The 22,500-nt window shown below is 60.7% G+C and carries 20 protein-coding genes and 1 tRNA gene; 14 read left to right on the forward strand and 7 right to left on the reverse strand.

What is annotated here, in order from left to right:
• Positions 1–89: 89 nt before the first annotated feature.
• Positions 90–680 (reverse strand): c-type cytochrome, encoded by a 591-nt coding sequence (locus HB676_RS19515; protein WP_213739580.1) that lies wholly within the window; start codon positions 678–680, stop codon positions 90–92.
• 77 nt (positions 681–757) lie between these two features.
• Entirely contained in the window at positions 758–2,461 is a 1,704-nt protein-coding gene (locus tag HB676_RS19520) for a PQQ-binding-like beta-propeller repeat protein (protein WP_213739581.1), read from the reverse strand.
• Positions 2,462–2,856: 395 nt separating this feature from the next.
• Here HB676_RS19520 and HB676_RS19525 point away from each other — a divergent pair, with 395 nt between their 5' ends.
• The 5 genes from HB676_RS19525 to HB676_RS19545 all read left to right on the forward strand — a co-directional run bounded on the left by HB676_RS19525 (position 2,857) and on the right by HB676_RS19545 (position 8,409).
• The gene (locus HB676_RS19525) at positions 2,857–4,920 is read left to right on the forward strand and encodes a PQQ-binding-like beta-propeller repeat protein (protein ID WP_213739582.1); all 2,064 of its coding nucleotides are present in this window, start codon (positions 2,857–2,859) and stop codon (positions 4,918–4,920) included.
• Positions 4,921–5,077: 157 nt separating this feature from the next.
• The gene (locus tag HB676_RS19530) at positions 5,078–5,659 is read left to right on the forward strand and encodes an SCO family protein (RefSeq protein ID WP_249780351.1); all 582 of its coding nucleotides are present in this window, start codon (positions 5,078–5,080) and stop codon (positions 5,657–5,659) included.
• A 34-nt stretch (positions 5,660–5,693) separates the two neighbouring features.
• Positions 5,694–6,974 carry a sulfite dehydrogenase gene (soxC, locus tag HB676_RS19535; RefSeq protein ID WP_213739583.1) on the forward strand — a complete coding sequence of 427 codons (1,281 nt, stop codon included), beginning with the start codon at positions 5,694–5,696 and terminating at the stop codon, positions 6,972–6,974.
• Positions 6,961–7,491, forward strand: a complete 531-nt coding sequence (locus tag HB676_RS19540) for a cytochrome c (RefSeq protein WP_213739584.1) — start codon at positions 6,961–6,963, stop codon at positions 7,489–7,491. The genes soxC and HB676_RS19540 overlap by 14 nt, the downstream gene beginning before the upstream one ends.
• A 36-nt stretch (positions 7,492–7,527) precedes the next feature.
• Positions 7,528–8,409, forward strand: coding sequence for an N-acyl homoserine lactonase family protein (locus tag HB676_RS19545; RefSeq protein ID WP_213739586.1), 882 nt, complete (start codon positions 7,528–7,530; stop codon positions 8,407–8,409).
• A gap of 302 nt (positions 8,410–8,711) precedes the next feature.
• On the opposite strand, the gene HB676_RS19550 is transcribed toward HB676_RS19545, so the two are convergent.
• Together HB676_RS19550 and HB676_RS19555 are read right to left on the reverse strand one after the other, a co-directional pair.
• The gene (locus HB676_RS19550; RefSeq protein WP_213739588.1) at positions 8,712–9,545 is read right to left on the reverse strand and encodes an alpha/beta fold hydrolase; all 834 of its coding nucleotides are present in this window, start codon (positions 9,543–9,545) and stop codon (positions 8,712–8,714) included.
• 599 nt (positions 9,546–10,144) lie between these two features.
• A tRNA-Met gene (locus tag HB676_RS19555) sits at positions 10,145–10,221 on the reverse strand.
• Positions 10,222–10,551: 330 nt separating this feature from the next.
• Between HB676_RS19555 and HB676_RS19560 the strand changes: the two genes are divergently transcribed.
• Positions 10,552–11,985 (forward strand): coniferyl aldehyde dehydrogenase, encoded by a 1,434-nt coding sequence (locus tag HB676_RS19560; protein WP_213739590.1) that lies wholly within the window; start codon positions 10,552–10,554, stop codon positions 11,983–11,985.
• Positions 11,986–12,083: 98 nt separating this feature from the next.
• Here the strand turns inward: HB676_RS19560 and HB676_RS19565 are convergent, their stop codons facing one another.
• Positions 12,084–12,845 (reverse strand): SDR family oxidoreductase, encoded by a 762-nt coding sequence (locus tag HB676_RS19565; protein ID WP_213739899.1) that lies wholly within the window; start codon positions 12,843–12,845, stop codon positions 12,084–12,086.
• Between the two features lie 218 nt (positions 12,846–13,063).
• Here HB676_RS19565 and HB676_RS19570 point away from each other — a divergent pair, with 218 nt between their 5' ends.
• The 5 genes from HB676_RS19570 to HB676_RS19590 all read left to right on the forward strand — a co-directional run bounded on the left by HB676_RS19570 (position 13,064) and on the right by HB676_RS19590 (position 17,417).
• A complete protein-coding gene (locus HB676_RS19570) occupies positions 13,064–13,846 on the forward strand; it encodes an SDR family oxidoreductase (protein ID WP_213739592.1) in 783 nt (260 codons plus the stop codon).
• Between the two features lie 71 nt (positions 13,847–13,917).
• Complete coding sequence (locus HB676_RS19575) at positions 13,918–14,766, forward strand: MBL fold metallo-hydrolase (RefSeq protein WP_213739593.1); 849 nt, start codon at positions 13,918–13,920, stop codon at positions 14,764–14,766.
• A 120-nt stretch (positions 14,767–14,886) separates the two neighbouring features.
• Positions 14,887–15,729, forward strand: coding sequence for a fumarylacetoacetate hydrolase family protein (locus HB676_RS19580; RefSeq protein ID WP_213739595.1), 843 nt, complete (start codon positions 14,887–14,889; stop codon positions 15,727–15,729).
• Between the two features lie 144 nt (positions 15,730–15,873).
• On the forward strand, positions 15,874–16,488 hold the full coding sequence (locus HB676_RS19585) for a glutathione S-transferase family protein (RefSeq protein WP_213739598.1): 615 nt from the start codon (positions 15,874–15,876) through the stop codon (positions 16,486–16,488).
• 50 nt (positions 16,489–16,538) lie between these two features.
• Positions 16,539–17,417, forward strand: coding sequence for an MBL fold metallo-hydrolase (locus HB676_RS19590; protein ID WP_213739600.1), 879 nt, complete (start codon positions 16,539–16,541; stop codon positions 17,415–17,417).
• A 199-nt stretch (positions 17,418–17,616) separates the two neighbouring features.
• Here HB676_RS19590 and HB676_RS19595 read toward each other — a convergent pair whose 3' ends face one another.
• Positions 17,617–18,159 (reverse strand): methylated-DNA--[protein]-cysteine S-methyltransferase, encoded by a 543-nt coding sequence (locus tag HB676_RS19595; protein ID WP_213739602.1) that lies wholly within the window; start codon positions 18,157–18,159, stop codon positions 17,617–17,619.
• A 203-nt stretch (positions 18,160–18,362) separates the two neighbouring features.
• Between HB676_RS19595 and HB676_RS19600 the strand changes: the two genes are divergently transcribed.
• The 3 genes from HB676_RS19600 (at position 18,363) to HB676_RS19610 (ending at position 21,668) form a co-directional block, all read left to right on the forward strand.
• Positions 18,363–19,184 (forward strand): alpha/beta hydrolase, encoded by an 822-nt coding sequence (locus HB676_RS19600; protein WP_213739604.1) that lies wholly within the window; start codon positions 18,363–18,365, stop codon positions 19,182–19,184.
• Positions 19,185–19,418: 234 nt separating this feature from the next.
• Complete coding sequence (locus HB676_RS19605; protein ID WP_213739606.1) at positions 19,419–20,219, forward strand: phytanoyl-CoA dioxygenase family protein; 801 nt, start codon at positions 19,419–19,421, stop codon at positions 20,217–20,219.
• Between the two features lie 138 nt (positions 20,220–20,357).
• Positions 20,358–21,668, forward strand: a complete 1,311-nt coding sequence (locus HB676_RS19610; protein WP_213739607.1) for a Gfo/Idh/MocA family oxidoreductase — start codon at positions 20,358–20,360, stop codon at positions 21,666–21,668.
• A 68-nt stretch (positions 21,669–21,736) separates the two neighbouring features.
• Here the strand turns inward: HB676_RS19610 and HB676_RS19615 are convergent, their stop codons facing one another.
• A complete protein-coding gene (locus tag HB676_RS19615; protein ID WP_213739609.1) occupies positions 21,737–22,321 on the reverse strand; it encodes a hypothetical protein in 585 nt (194 codons plus the stop codon).
• Positions 22,322–22,500 lie beyond the last annotated feature (179 nt).

A 22,500-nucleotide genomic window follows, 5' to 3' on the forward strand; every position in this document is an offset into this window, starting at 1 on the left:
CGAGCCAGTGGGAAGAATCTCAGACCCTCATGGCGAGGAGCCGCAACGCGGCGTCTCGAACCATGAGAGCCCCAGCAGAAGCCGCAACGCTACAGCCCCGACAAATATTCCGACAGCGCCGCCAAATCATCAACTGAGGTCGCAATCATCAAATCCGACATGCCGGGATTGTTGCCGCGGGCGCGGGTGCGGAAGTCGGCCGTTGTCTTTGCCAGATATTCCCTACTCTGGCCTGCCAGCCGTGGAACGGTGCCATCGCCCTGGAAATGGTCGAGATGGCAACCGGTGCAACCCACCGAATGGTTGGCGCTCAAGGCCCGTTCCGAGACGTCCTTTGACGCCCGGGGCTGGCCGAGATCGGGCCAGGGCTTTTTGGAGAAATATTCCGCAATGTCCATCATGTCCTGCCGTTCCATGGCAGAAGCGATCGGCTGCATGATCTCGTTCTTGCGGTCGTTGCGTTTGAAATCGCGCAGTTGAATGTAGAGATAGCCCTGCTGCTGCCCCCAGATGACGGGAATGGTCTTGTCGATCGGCTTGCCGTTCTCGCCGTGACAGCCGGCGCAGACCTGGGTCTTCTCTTCGATGCTTTGCGCGGCTGCGGGGAGCGGGCACCCAAGGCTCAAACCGACACCGAGCCCGATCAGGGCAACAAAAACCTTTCTCGACTTCCCGGCCATCGATCGATTCCTATTCCCATCGTAAAAAGGCGGGACCGCGAACGGCCCCGCCCCTATTCTTCCTCTATCGCGCGTTCTCAGTCGAGCGAGAAGGCGATGATGTTGTTGCCGCGGTGGAAGTCGACCTGGGTATTACCGCCCGCACCGACCACAATATATTGCTTGCCGCCCACCATATAGGTGGAGGGCGGCGCGTTGACCCCGGCGCCGGCGCGGAAGTTCCACAATTCCTTGCCGTTGGACGAATTGTAAGCCGCGAACTTGCCGTTGCCTTCACCGGTGAAAACAAGACCACCGGCCGTCGCAAGAATGCCGCCGATCATCGGCTCCGGCGTCTTGACCTGCCACTTGATCTTGCCGGTGTTGTAGTTGACCGCCGTGATGTTGCCGGACTGCGTCTCGGTCGGGATCGCCTTGAACGCACCGCCCAGCCACAACTTGCCGTTCGGATACGGCGAGTTCTCAACGAAGTAGTTCATCGGCTGGTGCAGGTTGATGGCGTAGGCCAGCGACTGCGCGGGATCGGTGGCGATCGGCGACCATTCGACGCCGCCATTGGCGCCCGGAAGCATGCGGGCGCCTTCCTTGGTCGGCAACACCCACATGTTCTCCTGCGGCACCATGGCGTCGGAGAAGCGGATCAGGCTGCAGTCCCTGCGGTCGTGAACATAGATATGACCGGTCTTGCCGGCATGGATCACGCCCGGGATAGTCTTGCCGTCCTTGCCTTTGACGTCGACCAGCACCGGCGGACTGACGGCATCGAGATCCCACACGTCGTGGGCGATATACTGGAAGTGGCAGGCGTATTTGCCGGTCTCGAGATCGACCGATACCAGCGAGTCCGTATAGAGATTGTCGCCGGGGCGAACCGAACCGTCGAGATCGGGCGAAGGATTGCCGACGACGAAATAGATCCGGTTGGTCGCAAGATCGACCGCGGGATTCTGCCAGACACCGCCGCCAAGCTTCTGGTAGGGGTCGCCGGTTTTCGCGAGCTGATCCTTTTCAGCCTGGATATTCCGGTGCATGTCGCGGCCGGTGGCATCCTTGGTGGCCCAGACACCGACGCTGTTCTCCGGCACGGTATTGAAGGTCCAGAGCAGCTTGCCGGTCTTGGCTTCATAGGCTTTCACGAAGCCGCGGATGCCGTATTCGCCGCCGTTGGTGCCGATCAGGACCTTGTCCTTGATGACGGTCGGCGCCATCGTCTCGCTGTAGCCCGCTTCGGGATCGGCGATATCCGATTTCCAGACCACGTCGCCTGTTTTCGCATTCAGAGCCACCAATTTGGCGTCGAGCGTCGCGACATAGACGAGATCGCCGAGAACCTGGACGCCGCGATTGTTGGGGCCGCAGCAATAGGTCGTGATCGGTCCCATCTTGTGATTGTAGTGCCAGAGCTGCACGCCGGTCTTGGCATCGAGCGCATAGACATGGCTGAACGACGTGGTGACGAACATGATGCCGTCGACGACGATCGGTGACGTCTCAAGCGATTCCTTGACATCGGTCTGGAAGATCCAGGCGACATGCAGCTTCTTGACGTTGTCGCGATCAATCTGCCTGGCGGGATGAAAGCGCGTCTGCGCGTAATTGCCATTGGTCAATAGAAAATTGGTCGAACTCTTGTCGGCTGCGTTGAGGAGCTGCTGGGTAACCGGAGAAACCATCGCCTGGCCTGGCGCCGACTTGGTCTCCTGCTTGACTTCCTGTGCACTGGCGGCTGCTGACAGCAAGCCGACAGCGCCGCACAATGCGGCACTTGCAAATCTGTTCATGTTTTCCGCCCAAATTTTGTTTGTTGACTTTGACCGGCGCATTTCAGGCACGCTGGCTTGCCTCAAATCTGATCCGATCGGACAGATTTGACAAGGAGAAAGCGCCCGACGCACGGCGCCACTGAAGCATGGTGCACTACAGCAAACGGCAGGACGCCGCGGGAATCGAGGTGGGCGAGAACGTTTTTCCACGGCGAACAGTTGGAGCGCGCGGGATTCGCGCCGACGCGTATCGGCAATGAATGGAGGGTAAGCGCGACCACATGCTTTGAGCGAAAGCTCCAACAGAATCTTCTGCAGTACAGACTTCCTCAAACGGCATAGCTAAATCCGCCGGTCGCCTATACGCTGAGTTTGACTGGCCGAACGCCAGCATAAAAATTGGGAGGTAAATAATGCTTCGTCTGGCATCGTGGACGATCTCGACATTGATCGTTTTCGGCCTGTTGATCATCGCACCGGCACAGGCTGCCGACCCCGAGATCGACAAATTGCTTCAAAGCCCGGTCGGCAAGGACTGGGTTACCAATGGCGGCAATCTCACCAATAATCGCTATTCCACGCTGAAGCAGATCGACACCACGAATGTCGGCAAGCTCAAGGGCGCCTGGATGACCCGCCTGAAGAGCTCGGGCGTCGGCGGCAAATATTCTCTGGAAGCATCTCCGCTGGTAAAGGACGGCGTGATGTATGTCGTTACCGGCAATGACGACGTCTTTGCCCTCAACGCCAAAACCGGCGCGACCATTTGGGAATACTGGTCCGGCATCGAGCAGAACATCTCGACGGTCTGCTGCGGCTGGGTCAATCGCGGTCTGGCGATGGGCGAAGGACAGATTTACCTCGGCCAGCTCGACGCCAACGTCGTGGCGCTGGACATGAAGACCGGCAAGGTCGCCTGGAAGACGCCGATCGAAAAATGGCAGAACGGCTACGGCATCACCAGCGCGCCACTCTATTATGACGGCATGATCTACACCGGAATCACGGGCGGCGAGTTTGGCGTCCGCGGCCGGTTGACCGCACTCAACGCCAAAACCGGCGAGATCGCGTGGCGATGGTTCACGCTGCCGGCTCCCGGCGAGAAGGGCAGCGAGACCTGGCCGCCCGGCACCGACCATTCGATGCGCGGTGGCGCTGCGATCTGGAATACGCCGGCGGTCGATCCCGAACTCGGCCTGCTCTACTTTGCGGTCGGCAATTGCGGACCGGACTACGATGGCTCGATGCGTGCAGGTGACAACCTGTTCTGCACCTCCATGGTGGCCCTGAAGGCCAAGACCGGCGAATACGCCTGGCACTTCCAGCAGGTGCACCACGACCTCTGGGACTACGATGCGGCGAGCCCGGTCGTTCTGTTCGACACCGTGATCAACGGCCAACCGCGAAAAGGCGTCGCCGAGGCCGGTCGCACCGGCTGGGTCTACATCCTCGACCGCACCAACGGAAAACCGCTGATCGGTATCGAGGAAAAGCCGGTGCCGCAGGATCCGCGGCAGAAGACGGCGGCAACGCAGCCATTCCCGGTAGGCGACGCGATCGTGCCGCAATGCGCCGAGAAGATGCCGGGCTACGACGAAGCCGGTTGCATCTATACCCCGTTCTGGGAATCCCCGGTTCTGGTTCAGCCGTCCGGTATCGGCGGCACCAACTGGTCGCCGATGCCGTATAGTCCGGACACCGGTTATTTCTACGTACCCGGTACGGTGCGCACCAGCGCGTTCCTGCGCAACAGCACCCAGTACACCACCGGGCAGCGCTATACCGGCGGCAGCCAGACAGCGCCGATCGGCACAGCCATGAGCGGAACCTTCACCGCGATCGACGCCAAGACCAACAAGATCGCCTGGCAGCAAAAGACGCCCTACCGCGTCGGTGGCGGCGGCGGCTCGACCGTTACGGCGGGCGGGCTGGTGCTCCGCGGCGAACCGGACGGCAATTTCCTCGCACTCGATGCCAAGACCGGCCAGGAACTGTTCCGCTTCCAGACCGGATTTGGTGCGGACGCTCCGCCTGTTGTCTACGAGGTGGATGGAGAGGAGTACATCACGATCGCAGCCGGCGGTAATACGCAGCAAGGCAGCGCCAATGGCGATGCGGTCTGGACCTTCTCGCTGAAAGGTCAGCTCGGCCCGTTGTGGCCGCCGCCGGCGCCGCAGACGATTGCCGGCCCGACCGGGCCAATCGCCGCGGGCGCCAATGAGATCAAGATCGGCGCCAATAACACCGAATACAGTTTTTCTCCGGCCCGTACCCGGATCAAGGCTGGCACGACGGTAAGCTTCAGCAACGTCGGCGACATCCCGCACGACTCCACCTCGCTGGTGCAGGAGAATGGTTGGAGCACGGGCGTGATGGTCAAGGGCGAGACCAAAACCGTCAAGTTCGACAAGCCGGGCGTCTATTACTACGTCTGCTCGCCGCATCCATGGATGTATGGGCAAGTGATTGTCGAGTGATTGGCGATCGAAGCTGAATGTAACCAATGCGCCTTCTCGCGGGTCCCACGAGGAGGCGTTTCTTTCCGGGAGTCGAAAATTGGCGTTATGCGATCGAGAAGCGCATTCCAGTATCGCAATAGCGCGCAGATTGGGCGCAGCGTGCATCGGGCTTGCGTTGGCGTGCGTTGTTTCCTCCGCAGCCCTCGCCGCGAACGAAGCCGCTGACCCCTCACCCACGGAATTGATCGAAGGTCTGCTGTCGGGCCGTGCGCCGGTCGGTGGTCCCTTTGAACTCACCGATCAGGCCGGCCATCGCCGCACCGATACGGATTTTCGCGGCAAGCTCGTCGTGCTTTATTTCGGCTACACCTATTGCCCTGATGTTTGCCCAACCGAGCTGCAATCGATCTCGCTCGCACTCGACAAGCTTGGCGCCGCAGCCGACGCCGTACAGCCCGTGTTCGTCACCGTCGACCCCGAGCGCGACACGCCGGCCCGGCTGGCCGAGTTCGTCGCATCGTTTCACCCGCGATTGATCGGCCTGACCGGCTCGCTTGCCGACATCAAGAAAACCGCGATCGCCTACCGGACCTTCTTCGCCAAAAACAGCGCGACCGCGCCGGGCGAATATTCGGTCGACCACACCGGCTTCATCTACCTGATCGGCAAGGACGGGCACTATCTCGGTTTTCTGCCACCCGGTGTCTCCCCCGATGAAATCGCCGACGCCATTCGCATACGATTGAAGCCGGAGTAACATCACTTAACCTTTTGCCAGTTCGGAGGAGACGATGCGCAAGAACAAGCGGCCGAGACGGAGCGAGCCGGAACAGGCGGCGGGAAACGGCGTTCTTGACCGCCGTCTGTTTCTGACTGGCAGTGCAGTGGCGATCGCAAGCGCGGCACTGCCGGACAAGGCCCGCGCGGCGGAGCCGCTGCCGGTCCAGCCCTGGATGAAAACGCCCGGCGCACCGTTTACGCCTTACGGACAGCCGTCCAAATATGCCAATAAAGTAGCGCGGGTCGTTTCAAGCATTCCCGGGACCACCGGCACGGGCACCTCGCGCACGCCGCATCATCTGCTCGACGGCATGATTACGCCGAACGGACTCCATTTCGAGCGCCACCACAATGGCGTGCCGGACATCAATCCCGAGGCGCACCGGCTCCTGATCCATGGGCTGGTCAATCGCCCGCTGGTGTTCACGCTCGAAGCCCTGATGCGCTATCCGATGGAGTCCCGCATCGCCTTCATCGAATGCGCCGGGAATAGCGCGCTGCTTTATCAAAAAGAACCGGCCCAGCTCGGCGTCCAGCCGATCCACGGCCTGTTGTCGTGCGCCGAATGGACCGGCGTGAGGCTGGCGACGCTTCTTGAGGAGGCCGGCGTCGATCCGCGCGCGCAATGGATCCTGGCCGAAGGCGCCGATTCAGCCGGCATGAGCCGCAGCGTGCCGCTTGCAAAAGCGATGGGCGACGCGCTGATCGCGATTTACCAGAACGGCGAACCGGTGCGGCCATCGAACGGCTATCCGATGCGGCTGCTGTTGCCCGGGTACGAAGGCAACATGAATGTCAAATGGCTTCGGCGCATCAAGCTGACCGAAGCGCCGACGATGACCAAGGACGAAACCTCGAAATACACCATCCTGCAGAACGATGGAAAATCGCTGCAGTTCTGTTTCACGCAGGAGGCCAAGTCTGTCATCACGCGCCCGTCTCCCGGCCTGACCATGGGCGCGCCGGGCCTGTACGAGATCACGGGTCTCGCCTGGTCTGGCTACGGAAAGATCGCGAAGGTCGAAGTCTCCGCCGATGGCGGTGCAAGCTGGGCGTTGGCGGCGCTGCAGGAGCCGGTATTGCCGATGGCGGTGACGCGGTTTCGCTCGCCTTGGCGCTGGGATGGCGGCCCCGCAACGCTACAAAGCCGTGCGACCGACGATTCCGGCTATGTGCAGCCGTCGCGCGCGAAGCTGATCGCCGATCGCGGCGCCAGGGGCAACTATCATTTCAACGGCATTGCCAGTTGGGGCGTGGCGCAAGGCGGCGAGGTCAAGCATGTCTACGCGTAATACGCTGCTAGTAGCCTGTTCGGCGCTCCTTATCGGATGCGGCGCCACTTTGGCGGAAGGCCCCAATCTCGGCAAAGCCATCAGCCCCGAGGAACTTGCCTCGTGGGATGTCAGCATCGGCCCCGACGGCGCAGGCCTGCCGCCCGGCAGTGGAACGCCGCAGCAAGGCGAGCAAATCTATCTCGCCAAATGCGTCGGCTGTCACGGTGAGAAAGGCGCAGGCAAGCCGAACGATCAACTGGTCGGCGGCCAGGGATCGCTCGGCGCGGGCCAAGCGCCGGTCAAAACCGTCGGCAGTTTCTGGCCCTACGCCACCACCGTCTTCGACTATGTGCGACGCGCGATGCCGCTGAACGAACCGAAATCGCTGAGGGATGACGAAGTCTATGCCGTCGTTGCCTATCTCCTGCAGCTCAACGGCGTGATCGGCGAGAACGATACGATGGATGCGAAGACGCTGCCCGCGGTGCGGATGCCGAACCGCGATGGATTTGTGCGGTTTTCGAGGGGGTGGTGAGTTTGGTTTTGCGAATGTGCGTCACAGGGGGCCATCATGACCAAGTCCATTTTCGTTAAATCGGTCTGTCTGGCTGGTACAGTAGTGGCGACCGCAAGCTGGTTTCTCTTGTCGGCGACGGCTTCCATCGCGCAGAGCGCAGGAAACTCAAAGGATTTAAGGTTGTATGTCATGGACTGCGGGGTGCTTTTGTACCGCAGCCTGGCAAAGTTTGGTTACAAGCCGGGCGAGGTGAAGCCGACCGATCTTTCGAATGGCTGTTACTTGATTGTCCATCCCACCAAGGGAACCTTGCTTTGGGATGCCGGCGCGATCCCGGACAATCTCTGGGGCAATGCTGATATTCCGCCGAAAAAATATTATGCCGAAGGAATTGTGCCGCTTAACAAACAGCTGGCGCAGATCGGCTACAAGCCGGACGACATCACTTATGTCACCGCCTCCCATGCGCATTGGGACCATGTCGCCAATCTCTACCAGTTCGCTCATGATACATGGCTTGTATCGAATTATACGCGCGACAAACTTTTGTCGCAGGATCCTCCGGACAAAACGGATCCTTCCATGTTTGCAGCGCTGAAGGATACAAAAACGATAAACCTGCCGGATGACAAAGACTATGACGTCTTTGGCGACGGGACAGTTACCATCATTCCAACGCCCGGGCATACGCCGGACTCACGCGTATTATTGATCAAGCTCAGGAAAAGCGGACCGGTCGTTCTTTCCGGCGATCTGTACCATTTCGCCAGAGATCTGATAACCAACAATGTGCAGAACGATCAAAATGGACCGCAGAGTTTGGGCTCGCACGCGAAAGTTCAAGCCCTCCTCAAGGAAATTCACGGCAAGTTATGGATCAATCACGACTATAATCAGTTCAACAGTCTAAAAAAGGCACCTCTATATTACGATTAGGATGGGTTGAGCATTTGCGAAACCCATCCTCTTAAGTCCGATACTGATGCCGGCACGACGATGCGACGACGTGACGGGTATCGCTGCGCTCAACTCATTCTACGAACTGTCTGCCCGCGGTGTGGATGCCGAACCGAGATGGATTTCTGCGGTCTTCGCGGGGGCGATGAGTTTGGGTTTGTGGGTGCCTCACAAAAAGCCGCCATCTAAAGGCGGCTTTTCTTTGCAGTAAAATTTCGATCCGAGACAGGGGATTATTTCTCCCTGCCTCCAAGCTTGCGGGATGAAAATTGCCTTTCCGATCAAGCCGTCTCAATGATGATTTTGGCGAGAGCCTCGGGCTGCGAGAAGAACGAGGAATGACTCGTTTTAAGAGAATACACCTTTGCACCCGGCACATCGGCCATCATGAGACGTTGCGTTTCTATAGGAATGGCCTTGTCCTCGGTGCACTCGATGTAGACGCGCGGAATGCTGCCGAAGCGCTTGGCCGTGATCGTCGAAACCGTTTGATCCGGGACGGTGCTGGTAATCGGCAGGACGTTTTTTGCCGCGATATCGACATCGTGTTCGCTGCAATCGGCATAGAACGCGGCCTTTACCAGTGCCCGCTGCGTGAGATCAAGTTTAAGGCCGCGGCCATCGTTGACCCGCGACGCCACTTGAAACAGCTCTTTGGCTGCGGGAATCTTGAGATTCAGAAGGATGTAGTCGAGCGCCTTCTTGCCATTCGGTGCCATAAAGGCCGTCAGGTAAATCAGCTTTGAAATCTTCTCGGGATATTTTTCGGCGAGGTATGTCAGCGTGACGCCGCCCATGCTGTGCCCGACCAACACGACTTTCTCATTGGAGCTTTTGAGGATCGCCTCGACCGGCCTGGCATATTCCTCGATTGACTTGAAACCATCATAGGGCGCCGGATCGTACCCATGCGAGGCAAGGTCGGGGGTTGCGACCGGATAACCTGCGAGGGCCAGGTGGTCGGCGACTTTCTGGAAGCAGCCACCCCAATGCCATGACCCGTGGACCATGATGATTTTCTGCTTTGGTTTGGTTGCGGCTCGCGCTCCGGGGGCGGCGACGGCGGTGAAGATGGCAGCGGCGGTTGCGGCTTGAAACAACTGGCGACGTTGCATGACATTCCTCCGATGACGAAATGATCGTTTGCGTACAAATGTTAGTAAGCAAACAATATGCCATCCATTCGTACGCGAACGACTTTGAAAAATAAATGGACCGGTCGGAAATGCCTGCGGCGACGGGACAGAACTGCCTCCAGTCGATCTAACCCGTTGGTTGGAAGTATGAATTATCGAATTTTCGATTCAAGCCGAGGAAGGCCATGAGGCACGCGATGCCGGGGCTTCGACATCTCAGTGGGCCGCGCGCGGAGTCGCACCTTCGCCGAGGGCGCTCGTTTCCAACGAGCCGCGTTGCACAAAGGCTACGCTCGCGCCGACTAAACAACCGGCCCAGCCTAAAATATCGTCGGCCTCCAACTCTCTGCACAACTCCAAGGGACCGGCTCGCCGCGAAGTCACACGCAGGGTGGGTTGAAGATTTACGAAACTCATCCTCTTGAGTCCGACGTTGATGCCGGCACGACGATGCGACGACGTGATGGGTCTCGCTGCGCCCAACCGGTCCCAACGCAACGGGGCTATCTACGGCGAAAAGCAATCCGGGCCAAAAGCAAAAACCCGACAATCCCCTCAGGGATTGCCGGGTCTTATCTTGGTTGCGGGGATAGGATTTGAACCTATGACCTTCAGGTTATGAGCCTGACGAGCTACCGGGCTGCTCCACCCCGCGATAAACCTTTGCTTCGCCCCTCAAAAACCGGTTTCCGAAACGGATTTGGCCAACGCCCGGGGGCGCCGATCGATCCTGTCCGGAGGCTTCCTGAGAAGGCGACCCCGGGCAATGCCCCTGGGTGCGAGCGGTATGTACCAACGCAGGCCTGCTTTGGAAAGGCCTTGTCGCCACCTTTTCCGGTTTTTATGACGGGTAAATTACGTCATTTTGGACGAAAAACTCTCTTGCAAGAGCGCTCTTGCCAGAAGTTCCGCAAAAGCCCAGCTTTCCGGTCAAAAATAACCTCCAAAAGAACCTCAGAGGGAAACGCCATTCAAGGGAGCCGTCATGGACCAGCCATTGAAAAGCCCGGGCCAGAATGCCCTGGACGATGCCTTTCACGCCATGTTCGAGTTATCGCGGACCAAGCCCGCGCCCGACCTGGCCCTGCGATTAGACCGGCTGGCGCGGCTGCGCGCCATTGTTTCCGATAATGAAAAGCGTTTCGAAGAGGCGATCTCGGCGGATTTCGGCCACCGCAGCACCATCGAGACCGCGATTGCGGAAACGATCCTGGTGCTGGGCGAAATCAGGCACGCGGCCAAGCATCTGAAAAAATGGATGGCGCCGCAGCGCATCGCGACCGCGCTGCAATTCATGCCCGCCAAAAATCGCCTGATCCCGCAGCCGCTCGGCGTCGTCGGCATTATCTCGCCGTGGAATTATCCGCTGCAACTGACGCTGGCGCCAGCGGTGGGCGCGATCGCCGCGGGCAATCGCGTGATGATCAAGCCGAGCGAGTTGGTGCCGCGCTTTTCCGCGCTGCTGAAGGAAGTGATCGCGGCGAAGTTCGACGCCACCGAAATGCTGGTGACTGATATCGACGACGATATCGCCAAAGCCTTCGCGGCGCTGCCGTTCGACCATCTGATCTTCACCGGCTCCACGCGCATCGGCCGTCTGGTCGCGGAAGCGGCGGGGCGCAATCTGACGCCGGTCACGCTCGAACTCGGCGGCAAATCGCCCGCCATCGTCGACCGCTCCGCCGACCTGTCGCAGGCCGCCGAACGCATCGCCTATGCCAAGCTGGTCAATGCCGGCCAAACCTGCATCGCGCCGGATTACGTGCTGGTGCCGCAATCCTCGCTGCAGGATTTCGCCGACAAAGTGCAGGGTCACATGCAGCGCATGTTCGGCACCGATCCCGGCAACAAGGATTACACCTCGATTATATCCGATCGGCATTATGCGCGGCTTCAAGGCCTCGTCGCCGACGCCGCCGCCAAGGGCGCGCGGATCATGCAGGCGGCTGCAGCAGATGACCCCGCCTGGAAATCGAAGCGCAAGTTCCCGCCCACGATCGTGGTCGGCGTCACCCCCGACATGACCATCATGCAGGAGGAAATCTTCGGGCCGTTGCTGCCGATCCTCGGCTACCAGACGGCTGGCGAGCCGGTGGCCTATATCAACAGGCATGACCGGCCGCTGGCGCTCTATTGGTTCGGCAAGGACGATGCCGCACGCGACGAGGTGCTGGCGCGCACGGTGTCGGGCGGCGTTACCGTCAATGATTGCCTGTTTCACTTCACCCAGATCAATCAGCCGATGGGCGGCATCGGCGCATCCGGCACCGGCGCCTATCACGGTCAATGGGGCTTCAATACCCTGAGCAAGCTGAAGCCGGTGTTCTATCGCTCGCCGCTCAATCGCCTGGCCGATCTCTATCCACCCTATGGTGCGAAGATCGCGCGGCTGGAGAAGCTTCTGCGGTTTATGTCGTAACTCCAAAACGGTCATTCCGGGGCGATGCGAAGCATCGAACCCGGAATCTCGAGATTCCGGGTCTGGTCCTTCGGACCATCCCGGAATGACGGGCCTTATCACGTCAGCAGAAACCCGCCATCCACCGTCACCACACTCCCCGTCATGTAGCGCGAGGCGCGGGAGGCCAATAGCATGATCGCGCCGTCGAGATCGGATTCGGCGCCTATTCTTCGTTGCGGAATCCGTTTGGTCAGTTTCTCGCCCGCGGGTGTCGCCCAGAATTCGTGGTTGATTGCGGTATCGATATAGCCCGGCGCCAGCGCGTTGACGCGGATGCGACTGCCGGCGAGTTCCAGCGCCATCGCCCTGGTGGCCTGGATGATCCCCGCCTTGGAGATCGTGTAGGGCGAGAGGAATTTCATCACGCCGGTGCCGAGCACCGAAGCGATATTGACGATATTGCCTTCCTGCTTGCGCGCGATCATCCGCCGCGCCATTTCAGTAGCCGTGAAATACGCGCCCTTGAGATTGGCGTTGATGACGGAATCCCAGTCTGCCTCGGTCTGGTCGACCGCCGACTTCTCGACTGCGATGCCGGCATTGTTGATGAGCACGCTGACCGGGCCAAGCGCGGCCTCGGCGGCATCGATCGCCTTTCCGATCGAGGCAATATCAGTCACGTCCAGTTGCACCGCAACGGCGCGACCGCCCTGCCCTCGGATTTCATCCTCGAGACTTTTTAATTTGGCGGTCTGGCGCGCCGCCAGCACTACCGCGGCGCCATGGGCTGATAGTACGCGCGCGAATTGCCGCCCTAAACCCTGGGATGCACCGGTGACGAGTATGATTTCCTGGCTGACGTCGAACAGGTCCGACATTAGGTCCGGCATGGCGAATTCCCTCACATGAGACGCGCTTATTGATACCTACGATTTTCACGATCTCAAAGCTGCGCTCCCGCGGGCCCACCCCCTCCCCGATATGCATTTCGGCCGTGCCATAGCCCTTTCCAGGTCCCTTATCAGGCCTGCCGGGCTTGGCTACACTGACCGTATCGGGCTACAGAAAATCATCTTGAATTGATGGGAGTGAGACAGTGGATCTTGGGATCAAAGGCCGCCGCGCGATCGTATGCGCATCGAGCAAGGGTTTGGGACGCGCCTGCGCGATATCGCTCGCCGGCGAAGGCGTGCATGTCACGCTGACCGCGCGCGGCGCCGAAGCGCTGGCGAAGACCGCCGCCGAAATACGTCAAATGTATCCTAGTGTCACGGTGACGGAAGTCGCCGGCGACATCACCACGCCTGAGGGCCGCGCGGCCGCGCTGAAGGCCTGCCCGGAGCCGGATATCCTGATCAACAATGCCGGCGGCCCGCCGCCCGGCGATTTCCGCAACTGGACCCGCGACGACTGGATCAAGGCGATCGACGCCAACATGCTGACTCCGATCGAACTGATCAAGGCGACGGTGGACGGCATGATGGCGCGCAAATTCGGCCGTATCGTCAACATCACCTCCGGCGCGGTCAAAGCGCCGATCGACGTACTGGGATTGTCGAACGGCGCACGCTCCGGGCTCACCGGCTTCATCGCCGGTATCGCGCGCAAGACCATTATCAACAACGTTACCATCAATGGCCTGCTGCCCGGTCCGTTCAATACCGACCGGTTACGCGGCGTCGCAAAGGCGGAAGGCGAAAAGCGCGGCGTTAGCGCAGAGGTGGCGCTGGCGGAACGCGCCAAGCTCAACCCCGCCGGTCGTTTCGGCGAGCCCGACGAATTCGGCGAAGCCTGCGCGTTCCTGTGCAGCGCCAAGGCCGGCTTCATCACCGGACAGAACATCCTGCTCGATGGCGGCGCCTACCCCGGCACGTTCTAGACCAAACAAAACGCATCCGGCGCCGGCGATCCATGCCGGCGCCGGATGCGTGATCGAAGGGGCAACCCCGCATGCACTGGACGGTGGGCAAGGTCAAAATCACAGAGATCGTCGAACTGGAGACAGTCGGCAGCACGCGATTTATCCTGCCGTTGGCCAGCAATGAAGCGATCCAGAAATTACCTTGGCTGATTCCTCATTTCGCCACCGAGGAAGGCCGCCTCAAGATGTCGATCCATTCGCTGGTGGTCGAGACACCTTCGCGGCGGATCGTGGTCGATACCGGGCTCGGCAACGACAAGGAAGGCCGCAGCGTGCCGATGTGGAATCACCGGGACACGCCGTTTCTCGAGATGATGGCCGCGGCAGGCTTTCCGCCTGACAGTATCGACACGGTAGTGTGCACCCATCTGCATGTCGATCATGTCGGCTGGAACACCAGACTCGCCGGCGGCAAATGGGTCCCGACCTTTGCCAATGCGCGCTACGTGTTCGGCCAAACCGAATATCAGTATTGGCGCGACCACAGCACGGAGCCCGATAAAGCAGCAGTATTTCACGACTCCGTGAAGCCGATTGTGGACGCCGGCAAGGCCGATCTCGTCGCCAGCGATGCAAAAATCTGCGACGAAATCAGCCTGATCCCGACGCCGGGGCATAGTCCCGGCCATATCAGTGTCCACATCACGTCGGATGGCGAACAAGGCCTGCTCGCCGGCGACGCTGCCCATCATCCCTGCCAGATGGCCCATCTCGACTGGTCGTCGACGGTCGATACCGATCCGGCTCAATCGGTCGCGACACGGCGCGACTTGTTTTCGCGCTTTGCCGATACGCCCGCATTGGTAATCGGCGGGCATTTCAGCGCCGGCCGCATCCAGCGCGACGGCGCTGCCTTCAAATTTAGCATCCAGACGTGAGCGCGGGAGCGGGTATCCGATAAAGGCAGCAATGCGGTGCGCAGTCAGCCATTGAATTTCCCCCCGTGCTGTTCCATGAAACACCCAAGTAACCAAGACACCCTCAGGGAGTAGTGAGATATGAAGCTTGTTCGTTACGGCGCAATCGGCCAGGAAAAACCCGGTCTGATCGATAAATCGGGCCAATTACGCGATCTGTCCGGCCATGTGAAAGACCTCGATGGCGAGGCCTATGCGCCGGCCTCGCTGGCCAAGCTCGCCGCGCTCGATGCCGCCAAACTGCCGGCCGTCAGCGGCAGCCCCCGTCTCGGCGCCCCCGTGACCGGCATCTCGAAATTCGTCGCCATCGGCCTGAACTATACCGACCACGCCAAGGAGACCGGAAACCCGATCCCGGCCGAGCCGATTTTCTTCCTGAAGGCCAACACGTCGCTGTGCGGCCCGAACGATGCGGTGGAAAAGCCGCGCGGCTCGACCAAGCTCGACTGGGAAGTCGAGATCGCCGCCATCATCGGCACCCGCGCCAAATATGTCTCGGAAGCCGACGCCCTCAATCACATCGCCGGCTATTGCATCTGCAACGACGTCTCCGAACGTAATTTCCAGATCGAACGCCTGGGTCAATGGACCAAGGGCAAGTCGCACGACACCTTCGGCCCGCTCGGCCCGTGGCTCGTCACCAAGGACGAAATACCCGACGTGCAGAAATTGTCGATGTGGCTCGACGTCAACGGCAAGCGCTGCCAGACCGGCTCGACTTCGACCATGATCTTCACCATGGCGAAGTGCATTTCCTATGTGTCGCAATTCATGACGCTGCTGCCCGGCGACGTCGTCACCACGGGCACCCCGCCCGGCGTCGGCCTCGGCATGAAGCCGCCGCAATTCCTCAATGTCGGCGACGTCGTCACGCTCGGCATCGAAGGACTCGGCGCACAGCGGCAGGAAATCGTCGCGGCGTAAGACGGACAAGCGGCGGGGTCATCCAGCTAAAGCGATACTGGATGGCTTCGCGAGATCAGCCATCGGGACGGCGCCTGACGCCGGCCCGATGGCTCATATCGACGAATGATGTTCCTGCGTGCGTCGCATTCAAGGATACCGAAGATGAAACTCGCCTTCACGCCGGCCTCGCCTTTTGCCCGCAAGGTCCGCATTGCCGCGATCGAGCTCGGCCTGATCGATAGAATCGAATTCTTTCCGGCATCGGTAGCGCCCGGTACGCCGAACGAGGAATATTCAAGGATCAATCCGCAGAAGAAGCTGCCGGCGCTGATTACGGACGACGGCGACATCATCATCGATTCCTATGTCATCGTCGAATATCTGGACGAACTCGCCGGCGGCGGCAAACTGATCCCGGCTTCCGGCCGAGCCCGATGGCAGGTCAAGAGCGATCATTCGCTGCTGCAGGCCACGCTGGATTCCATGCTGCTGTGCCGTTACGAGCGCATGGTGCGGCCGCAGGGCCTGCAGTGGCAGGCGTGGTCCGACGACCACTGGAACCGCGCCTGGCGCACCATGGCGCGTTTCGAAGAGCGGCCCGATGTCTTGTCGCGTCCGCTGGATATCGTGCAGATCGCGCTGGCCTGCGTGCTTGGCTATGCCGATTTCCGCTTCACCGATTGCGGCTGGCGCAAAGCCTATCCGAATCTCGACGCCTTCAATACCAGGATGCTGGAGCGGCCTTCGATCAGGATTTCGGTGCCGCCCTCAGCCTGATTCGAACAGCGTCCTGACGCGAAGAGCGGACTGATACGAAGGAAGCCGCCATGAGTTTGAAGCTTGCCGTCGGCGATCTCACCATCCATCGCATCATCGAGCAGGAAACCACTTTCCTGCCGGCACTGGATCTGCTGCCCGCGCTGACGCCGGAACTGCTGGCGGAGAACCGGCCGTGGCTGCAGGGCACCGGAGCCCTCGACTCAAAAGACGTGCTGGTGCTGTGCTTCCAGTCCTACATCGTGAAGACGCCACACCACACCATCCTGATCGACAGTTGCATCGGTAACGACAAGCCGCGACCGCTGCGGCCGAAATGGAACATGAAGACCGACAATACCTATATGCGGATGCTGGCGACCGCAGGCTTCGCGGTCGAAGACATCGATTTCGTGATGTGCACGCATCTGCACGTCGATCATGTTGGCTGGAACACGCGCCTGCATGACGATCGCTGGGTGCCGACATTTCCCAACGCGCGTTACATTTTCGGCAAGGATGAATTCGACTACTGGACCGAGCAGAACGCAACGACACCGGCGCCGGCCTTCGTCGACAGCGTCCTGCCGGTGGTGGAAGCCAAGCGGGCCGAGATCGTGCGCAACGATTATGAGATCGGCGATCACCTGCGGATCCTGCCAACGCCCGGCCACACGCCCGGCCATGTCGCCTTCACGTTCGGTCGCGGCAAGGACGACGCGGTGTTTTGCGGCGATTTGATGCATTCGCCGCTGCAGACGCGTTTTCCCGAACTATCAGCGAAATTCGATGTCGACCAGGCGCAGGCGGCGTCAACGCGGCGCGGTTTCCTGGAGCGCTATTGCGACACCGATACGCTGTGCTGCACCGCGCATTTCCCCTCGCCATCGATGGGCAAGATCCGCCGCCGGGGCGAGGGATTTTCCTGCGATCCGATCGCGACGGCTTAATCAACCAAGCTGTGAAATTAGACCGATCTGCAACGGCAACGAAGGTGAGCTCCCTCTCCCCTTGTGGGAGAGGGTTGGGGTGAGGGGTCCAGGTCTATCGATAGTCCGTAACCCCTCACCCGGATTGCATCTACGATGCAATCCGACCTCTCCCACAAGGGGAGAGGTGAAGTGAACCTGTTGATAGAGCCGTCGCACCTCAATCAAACAGACTCGGCGTGTGGTTGACGACAGCGCCTTCGATGGCCAGCATTTTCAGCTTGGTGACGACGCCGCCATTGGCGGAAAATCCGCCGGGCTTGCCGCCGGCAGCGAGCACGCGATGGCACGGCACCACGATCGGGCAGGGATTGCGCCCGAGCGCCTGACCGACATCGCGCGACAGCTCGACGCCACCGAGCCGTTTGGCGATATCGCCATAGGTCAACGTCTGGCCCGGCGGAATGCTGCGGGCGATGTCGTAGACGCCGCGGTGAAACTCCGGAACGCCTTCGAGGTCGAGCACGATATCGGCAAGATCGTTCGGCTTGCCCGCGAGCAATTCGACGATCCCTTCGATCGCGCTTTGCACCTCGGCCGTCGGCGGCGCCTCGGCGATGTCGGCGTAGCGCTGTCGGATGCGGCCACGGGTCTTTTCTTCGTTGCCCATCGGCAGTTGCACCGCGTTGATGCCGCGCGGGCCCCACGCAATGCCGCAGCGGCCGATGGCCGCGTCGAATATCGCAAAGGAGTAACCGGTCATGGCTGGCTCCATTTCCGTGGTTTCTGGAGTGAGCTTAAATCTCTGACTGGAATATGGGCCTGGAGAATGTTGCTTTCCACCCGAAATCCGGGGGCATCCACCGCGCCGTTCCGCCTGCCAAGCAATAGGCATTGCCCCGGTTCCCCCGGGATGGTTGATTCATTGCCAATCGCTTCTTGTCCACGCCCCCTCACGAGTTCCCGATGCAGACCCTGCGCGTCAACGGCTATGACATGGCCTATCTCGATGTCGGACAGCCCAGGGCTGACCGCCCGCCGCTGGTCTGCGTGCACGGGTCGCTGTGTGACTTTCGGGTCTGGTCGTCGGTGCTCGGTCCCCTGACTCAAAGACATCGGGTCATCGCGGTGTCGTTGCGGCACTGTTTCCCCGAACATTGGGATGGCGTCGGCGATACCTATTCGATCGCCCAACATGTCGACGACATGATCGCCTTTGTCGAGCGGCTCAATGCGGGACCGGTGGATCTGATGGGGCATTCGCGCGGCGGCCATGTCTCGTTTCGTGTCGCGCAGCGGCGGCCTGAGCTGTTGCGCAGGCTGATCCTGGCGGAGCCCGGCGGGGAACTCGATGCCACGCTCGATCCGGTGGCGGTTGCCGGCCCCTCGCCGCTGGCTGTGCGGTTCAAGACCGCCGCCGATCAAATCGCCGCGGGCGATATTGATGGCGGGCTGGCGTTTTTCGTCAACGCGCTGGCCGGCCCCAATGCCTGGGCGCACGAGCCGGCGGCGTCAAAGCAGCTACTGCGCGATAACGCCATGACGTTGATCGGCCAGGTCAACGACAAGCGTTTGCCGTTTTCCAGGACCGATGCCGAAGCGATCGAAACACCGACGCTATTCATCGGCGGCGGCAACACCAAGGGCCTGTTGCCGCATGTGCTGCATACCCTGGCCGCGCACGTCCGGGGATCGAGGACTGTGATGATTCCCAACACTACGCACCCGATGTTCGATCAGGCGCCGCAGAGATTTAGCGAGATCGTGCTGGAGTTTCTGGCGGGGTGATTGGTGCTTTCTCTCCCCCGCGAAGCGGCGGGGAGGGATCAAAAGGGGGGGTGCGCCGCGAATGCCAATGACAGCGAATTTGCCGATAGACCCCCCACCCCCGACCCCTCCCCGCCACGCGCTAACGCGCGCGGAGGGAGGGGAGAAGGCAAATTGGTAAACGGCCGTTCCGGTGCTATTCTGGCGTCAATCAAGAATATGGGCTTCGCCCTGACAACGCGAGGAGGAACCGCTGTGAAGCTGACCCAGCAACAGATCGACGATTTCAATCGGGAAGGCTGGCTGTTCCTGCCCGAATTGTTCGACCCCGAAGAAGTCGCCCTGCTGGCGCGCGAGGCGGAGGGCATCTACGACACCAAGCGGCCAGAGGTATGGCGCGAGAAGAGCGGCGCGCCGCGCACCGCCTTTGCCGCGCATCTCTATAATGAAGCATTCGGGTTGCTTGGCGCCCATCCGCGCATGATCGAGCCGGTGGAGCAGATCTTCGGCGAGAAGGTCTACATGCATCAATACAAGATCAACGCCAAATCGGCGTTCACCGGCGACGTCTGGCAGTGGCACCAGGACTATGGCACCTGGAAGCGCGACGACGGCATGATGCTGCCGCGAGCCATGAACATCGCGATCTATCTCGACGAGGTGATGCCGATCAACGGTCCGCTGATGCTGGTGCCGAAGAGCCAGCATGCCGGCGACCTCAAGGCATCGCACGATCTTGAAACCACTTCCTATCCGCTGTGGACGCTGGACGAGGAGACTGTAACGCGGCTGGTCAAGGACGGCGGCATTGTCGCGCCGACCGGCAAGCCCGGCGGCATGCTGATGTTCCATGGCAATCTCGTGCACGGCTCAGCCGGCAACATCACGCCCTATCCGCGCAAGATCGTTTATCTGACGCTGAACGCAGTCTCGAATTACATCCGCACCCCCACACGACCGGAGTACATCGCGCATCGCGATTTCACGCCGATCCAGACCGTGGCGGATGATTCCCTGCTGCGGCTCGCACGGGCGCAACGCCAAGCGGCGGAGTAGAATTTTCATCCGTCATTCCGGGGCGGCGCGAAGCGTCGAGCCCGGAATCTCGACAATGCTATCACCTCTGGATTCCGGGTTCACGCGAAGACGCGTGTCCCGGAATGACGGGCACTGGAACCCGATCGGATCAATCCCATGAACCTTCATCGTCTGCTCAACGCCCGCCTCGCGGCCGGCAAACCGGTCAACGTCGCACTGATCGGTGCCGGCAAGTTCGGCTCGATGTTTTTATCGCAAGTGCCGCATACGCCGGGCATCGAGGTGCCTGTGATCGTCGACCTCGATCCGGAGCGCGCACGCGAGGCATGCCGCACGGTCGGCTGGGATGCCGCACGAATCGCCGCAACCGTTTTCACGGCCGATGCGACCAGGGCGACATCCGGCCATATTGAAGTGATCGTGGAGGCGACCGGCAATCCCGCGGTCGGCATCACGCATGCGCGCGCGGCGATCGCGGCGGGCAAGCATATCGTCATGGTCAATGTCGAAGCCGACGTGCTGGCAGGACCGCTGCTGGCGGAAGAAGCGCGCAGCGCCGGCGTGGTCTATTCGCTGGCCTATGGCGACCAGCCGGCGCTCACCGCCGAGATGGTGGACTGGGCGCGCGCCACCGGGTTTCGCGTCATCGCCGCGGGCAAGGGCACTAAATATCTGCCCGCCTATCATGACGTGACGCCGTCGGATGTCTGGCATCATTACGGGCTGAGCGCGGATCAGGCGCAATCCGCCGGCATGAATCCGCAAATGTTCAATTCGTTTCTCGACGGCACCAAATCGGCGATCGAAATGGCGGCGATTGCCAATGCGACCGGACTGGATGTTCCCTCGGAGGGGCTGTTGTTTCCGCCCTGCGGCGTCGACGATCTGCCGCATGTGATGCGGCCGCGCGGGCATGGCGGCGTATTGGAAAAATCAGGTGTGGTGGAAGTGGTATCGTCGCTGGAGCGCGACGGGCGGCCGGTGTTCAGGGATCTGCGCTGGGGCGTCTATGTCGTGCTGGAAGCGCCGAACGACTATGCCGCCGATTGCTTCAAGCAATATGGGTTGAAGACCGATTCGTCCGGACGGTATGCGGCGATGTACAAGCCCTATCATCTGATCGGGCTCGAACTGAACATCTCGATTCTTTCAGCGGCGCTGCGCAAGGAGCCGACCGGCGCTCCCCTTAATTTTCGCGGCGATGTCGCCTCGGTCGCCAAACGCGACTTGCGCGCGGGTGAAATGCTCGATGGCGAAGGCGGCTATACGGTGTGGGGCAAACTGATGCCGGCATCCGCGAGCCTCAAGGCCGGCGCACTGCCGATCGGGCTCGCGCATCGCGTGAAGCTGAAGAACGATATCGCACATGGCGCGGTGATGCGCTGGAGCGATGTCGAGATCGACGCCGGCAACGAAACGATCAGGACGCGGCGGGCGATGGAAGCGAAGTTCGGCGGGGCTAAGTGAGCGACTATTTTCGCTTCCGTCGTCCCGGCGAAGGCCGGGACGACGTGGATGGAGACTGATCGCGTCGCTTACTGCTGGTCGTCGCCCATGATGGCGGCGAGCTTGTCGTAATATTTGCCGACGAGGTCGATATTGCCCTTGTTCTGGACCGGCTGCTCCGGCGTCTTCAGCGCGTCGCCGAGATCGGCCAACGCGTCCTTCTTGTCCTTGGCGGACATTTTCTTGTCGGCCTGGACCTGGGCCATCTGTGCCTTGATGACGGCTTCGGTGCCGACATACTTCTTGCTGGTCGGATCGAAACCGCCGAGCACCAGGCTGATATTGTCGACGACGTCATTGTATTCGTCGTAGCTGGCAAAGCCGTATTTCTTCGACACGCCCTCGAGCTGCGCGGTAACCTTGGGATCCGGCTTGGCGTTATCCGGCAGCTTCTCGGTGATCGCATCCATGTCCTTGGCGGCGGCGATCACACCCTCGACCTGCTTTTCGGTCAGCGCGATCTGCTTCAGGGGGGCAGGCTGCTGCGGCGCGGCCTGCGGGGCCGGCGCCATCTTGGCCTGGGCGAACGCGCTGCCGGTGGACAGGGAAGTCATCGAGACCGCGAGACAAGCGATGCTCAAGGCAGTAGCGACGGGGCGAACGAAATCACGCATGGAAAGGGCTCCTCGGTTGGGGGGACGTTTCTGGTTCCGGGGTGAGCTAGGTACGTTTCGGGAAATGAACGGGCAATGAACTCAAGCGATAATGCCCGCGGATCATGACGGAAAATCGCCGGTGTGCCAGCCATGAATAATCGGGCGGCTCTGATTAAATCAGACCCGCCCTTTAATCT

The organism is Bradyrhizobium sp. dw_411 (assembly GCF_018449695.1).
Taxonomy (GTDB): domain Bacteria; phylum Pseudomonadota; class Alphaproteobacteria; order Rhizobiales; family Xanthobacteraceae; genus Bradyrhizobium.

Bases quoted from the DNA above. Each gene is read 5' to 3' on its own strand.
- HB676_RS19590 (WP_213739600.1), top strand. From the start codon at position 16,539: ATGAGTTTGAAGCTTGCCGTCGGCGATCTCACCATCCATCGCATCATC.
- HB676_RS19595 (WP_213739602.1), bottom strand. From the start codon at position 18,159: ATGACCGGTTACTCCTTTGCGATATTCGACGCGGCCATCGGCCGCTGC.
- HB676_RS19525 (WP_213739582.1), top strand. From the start codon at position 2,857: ATGCTTCGTCTGGCATCGTGGACGATCTCGACATTGATCGTTTTCGGC.
- soxC (WP_213739583.1), top strand. From the start codon at position 5,694: ATGCGCAAGAACAAGCGGCCGAGACGGAGCGAGCCGGAACAGGCGGCG.
- HB676_RS19615 (WP_213739609.1), bottom strand. From the start codon at position 22,321: ATGCGTGATTTCGTTCGCCCCGTCGCTACTGCCTTGAGCATCGCTTGT.
- HB676_RS19565 (WP_213739899.1), bottom strand. From the start codon at position 12,845: ATGTCGGACCTGTTCGACGTCAGCCAGGAAATCATACTCGTCACCGGT.
- HB676_RS19520 (WP_213739581.1), bottom strand. From the start codon at position 2,461: ATGAACAGATTTGCAAGTGCCGCATTGTGCGGCGCTGTCGGCTTGCTG.
- HB676_RS19585 (WP_213739598.1), top strand. From the start codon at position 15,874: ATGAAACTCGCCTTCACGCCGGCCTCGCCTTTTGCCCGCAAGGTCCGC.
- HB676_RS19560 (WP_213739590.1), top strand. From the start codon at position 10,552: ATGGACCAGCCATTGAAAAGCCCGGGCCAGAATGCCCTGGACGATGCC.
- HB676_RS19610 (WP_213739607.1), top strand. From the start codon at position 20,358: ATGAACCTTCATCGTCTGCTCAACGCCCGCCTCGCGGCCGGCAAACCG.
- HB676_RS19540 (WP_213739584.1), top strand. From the start codon at position 6,961: ATGTCTACGCGTAATACGCTGCTAGTAGCCTGTTCGGCGCTCCTTATC.
- HB676_RS19575 (WP_213739593.1), top strand. From the start codon at position 13,918: ATGCACTGGACGGTGGGCAAGGTCAAAATCACAGAGATCGTCGAACTG.
- HB676_RS19545 (WP_213739586.1), top strand. From the start codon at position 7,528: ATGACCAAGTCCATTTTCGTTAAATCGGTCTGTCTGGCTGGTACAGTA.
- HB676_RS19600 (WP_213739604.1), top strand. From the start codon at position 18,363: ATGCAGACCCTGCGCGTCAACGGCTATGACATGGCCTATCTCGATGTC.
- HB676_RS19580 (WP_213739595.1), top strand. From the start codon at position 14,887: ATGAAGCTTGTTCGTTACGGCGCAATCGGCCAGGAAAAACCCGGTCTG.
- HB676_RS19515 (WP_213739580.1), bottom strand. From the start codon at position 680: ATGGCCGGGAAGTCGAGAAAGGTTTTTGTTGCCCTGATCGGGCTCGGT.
- HB676_RS19550 (WP_213739588.1), bottom strand. From the start codon at position 9,545: ATGCAACGTCGCCAGTTGTTTCAAGCCGCAACCGCCGCTGCCATCTTC.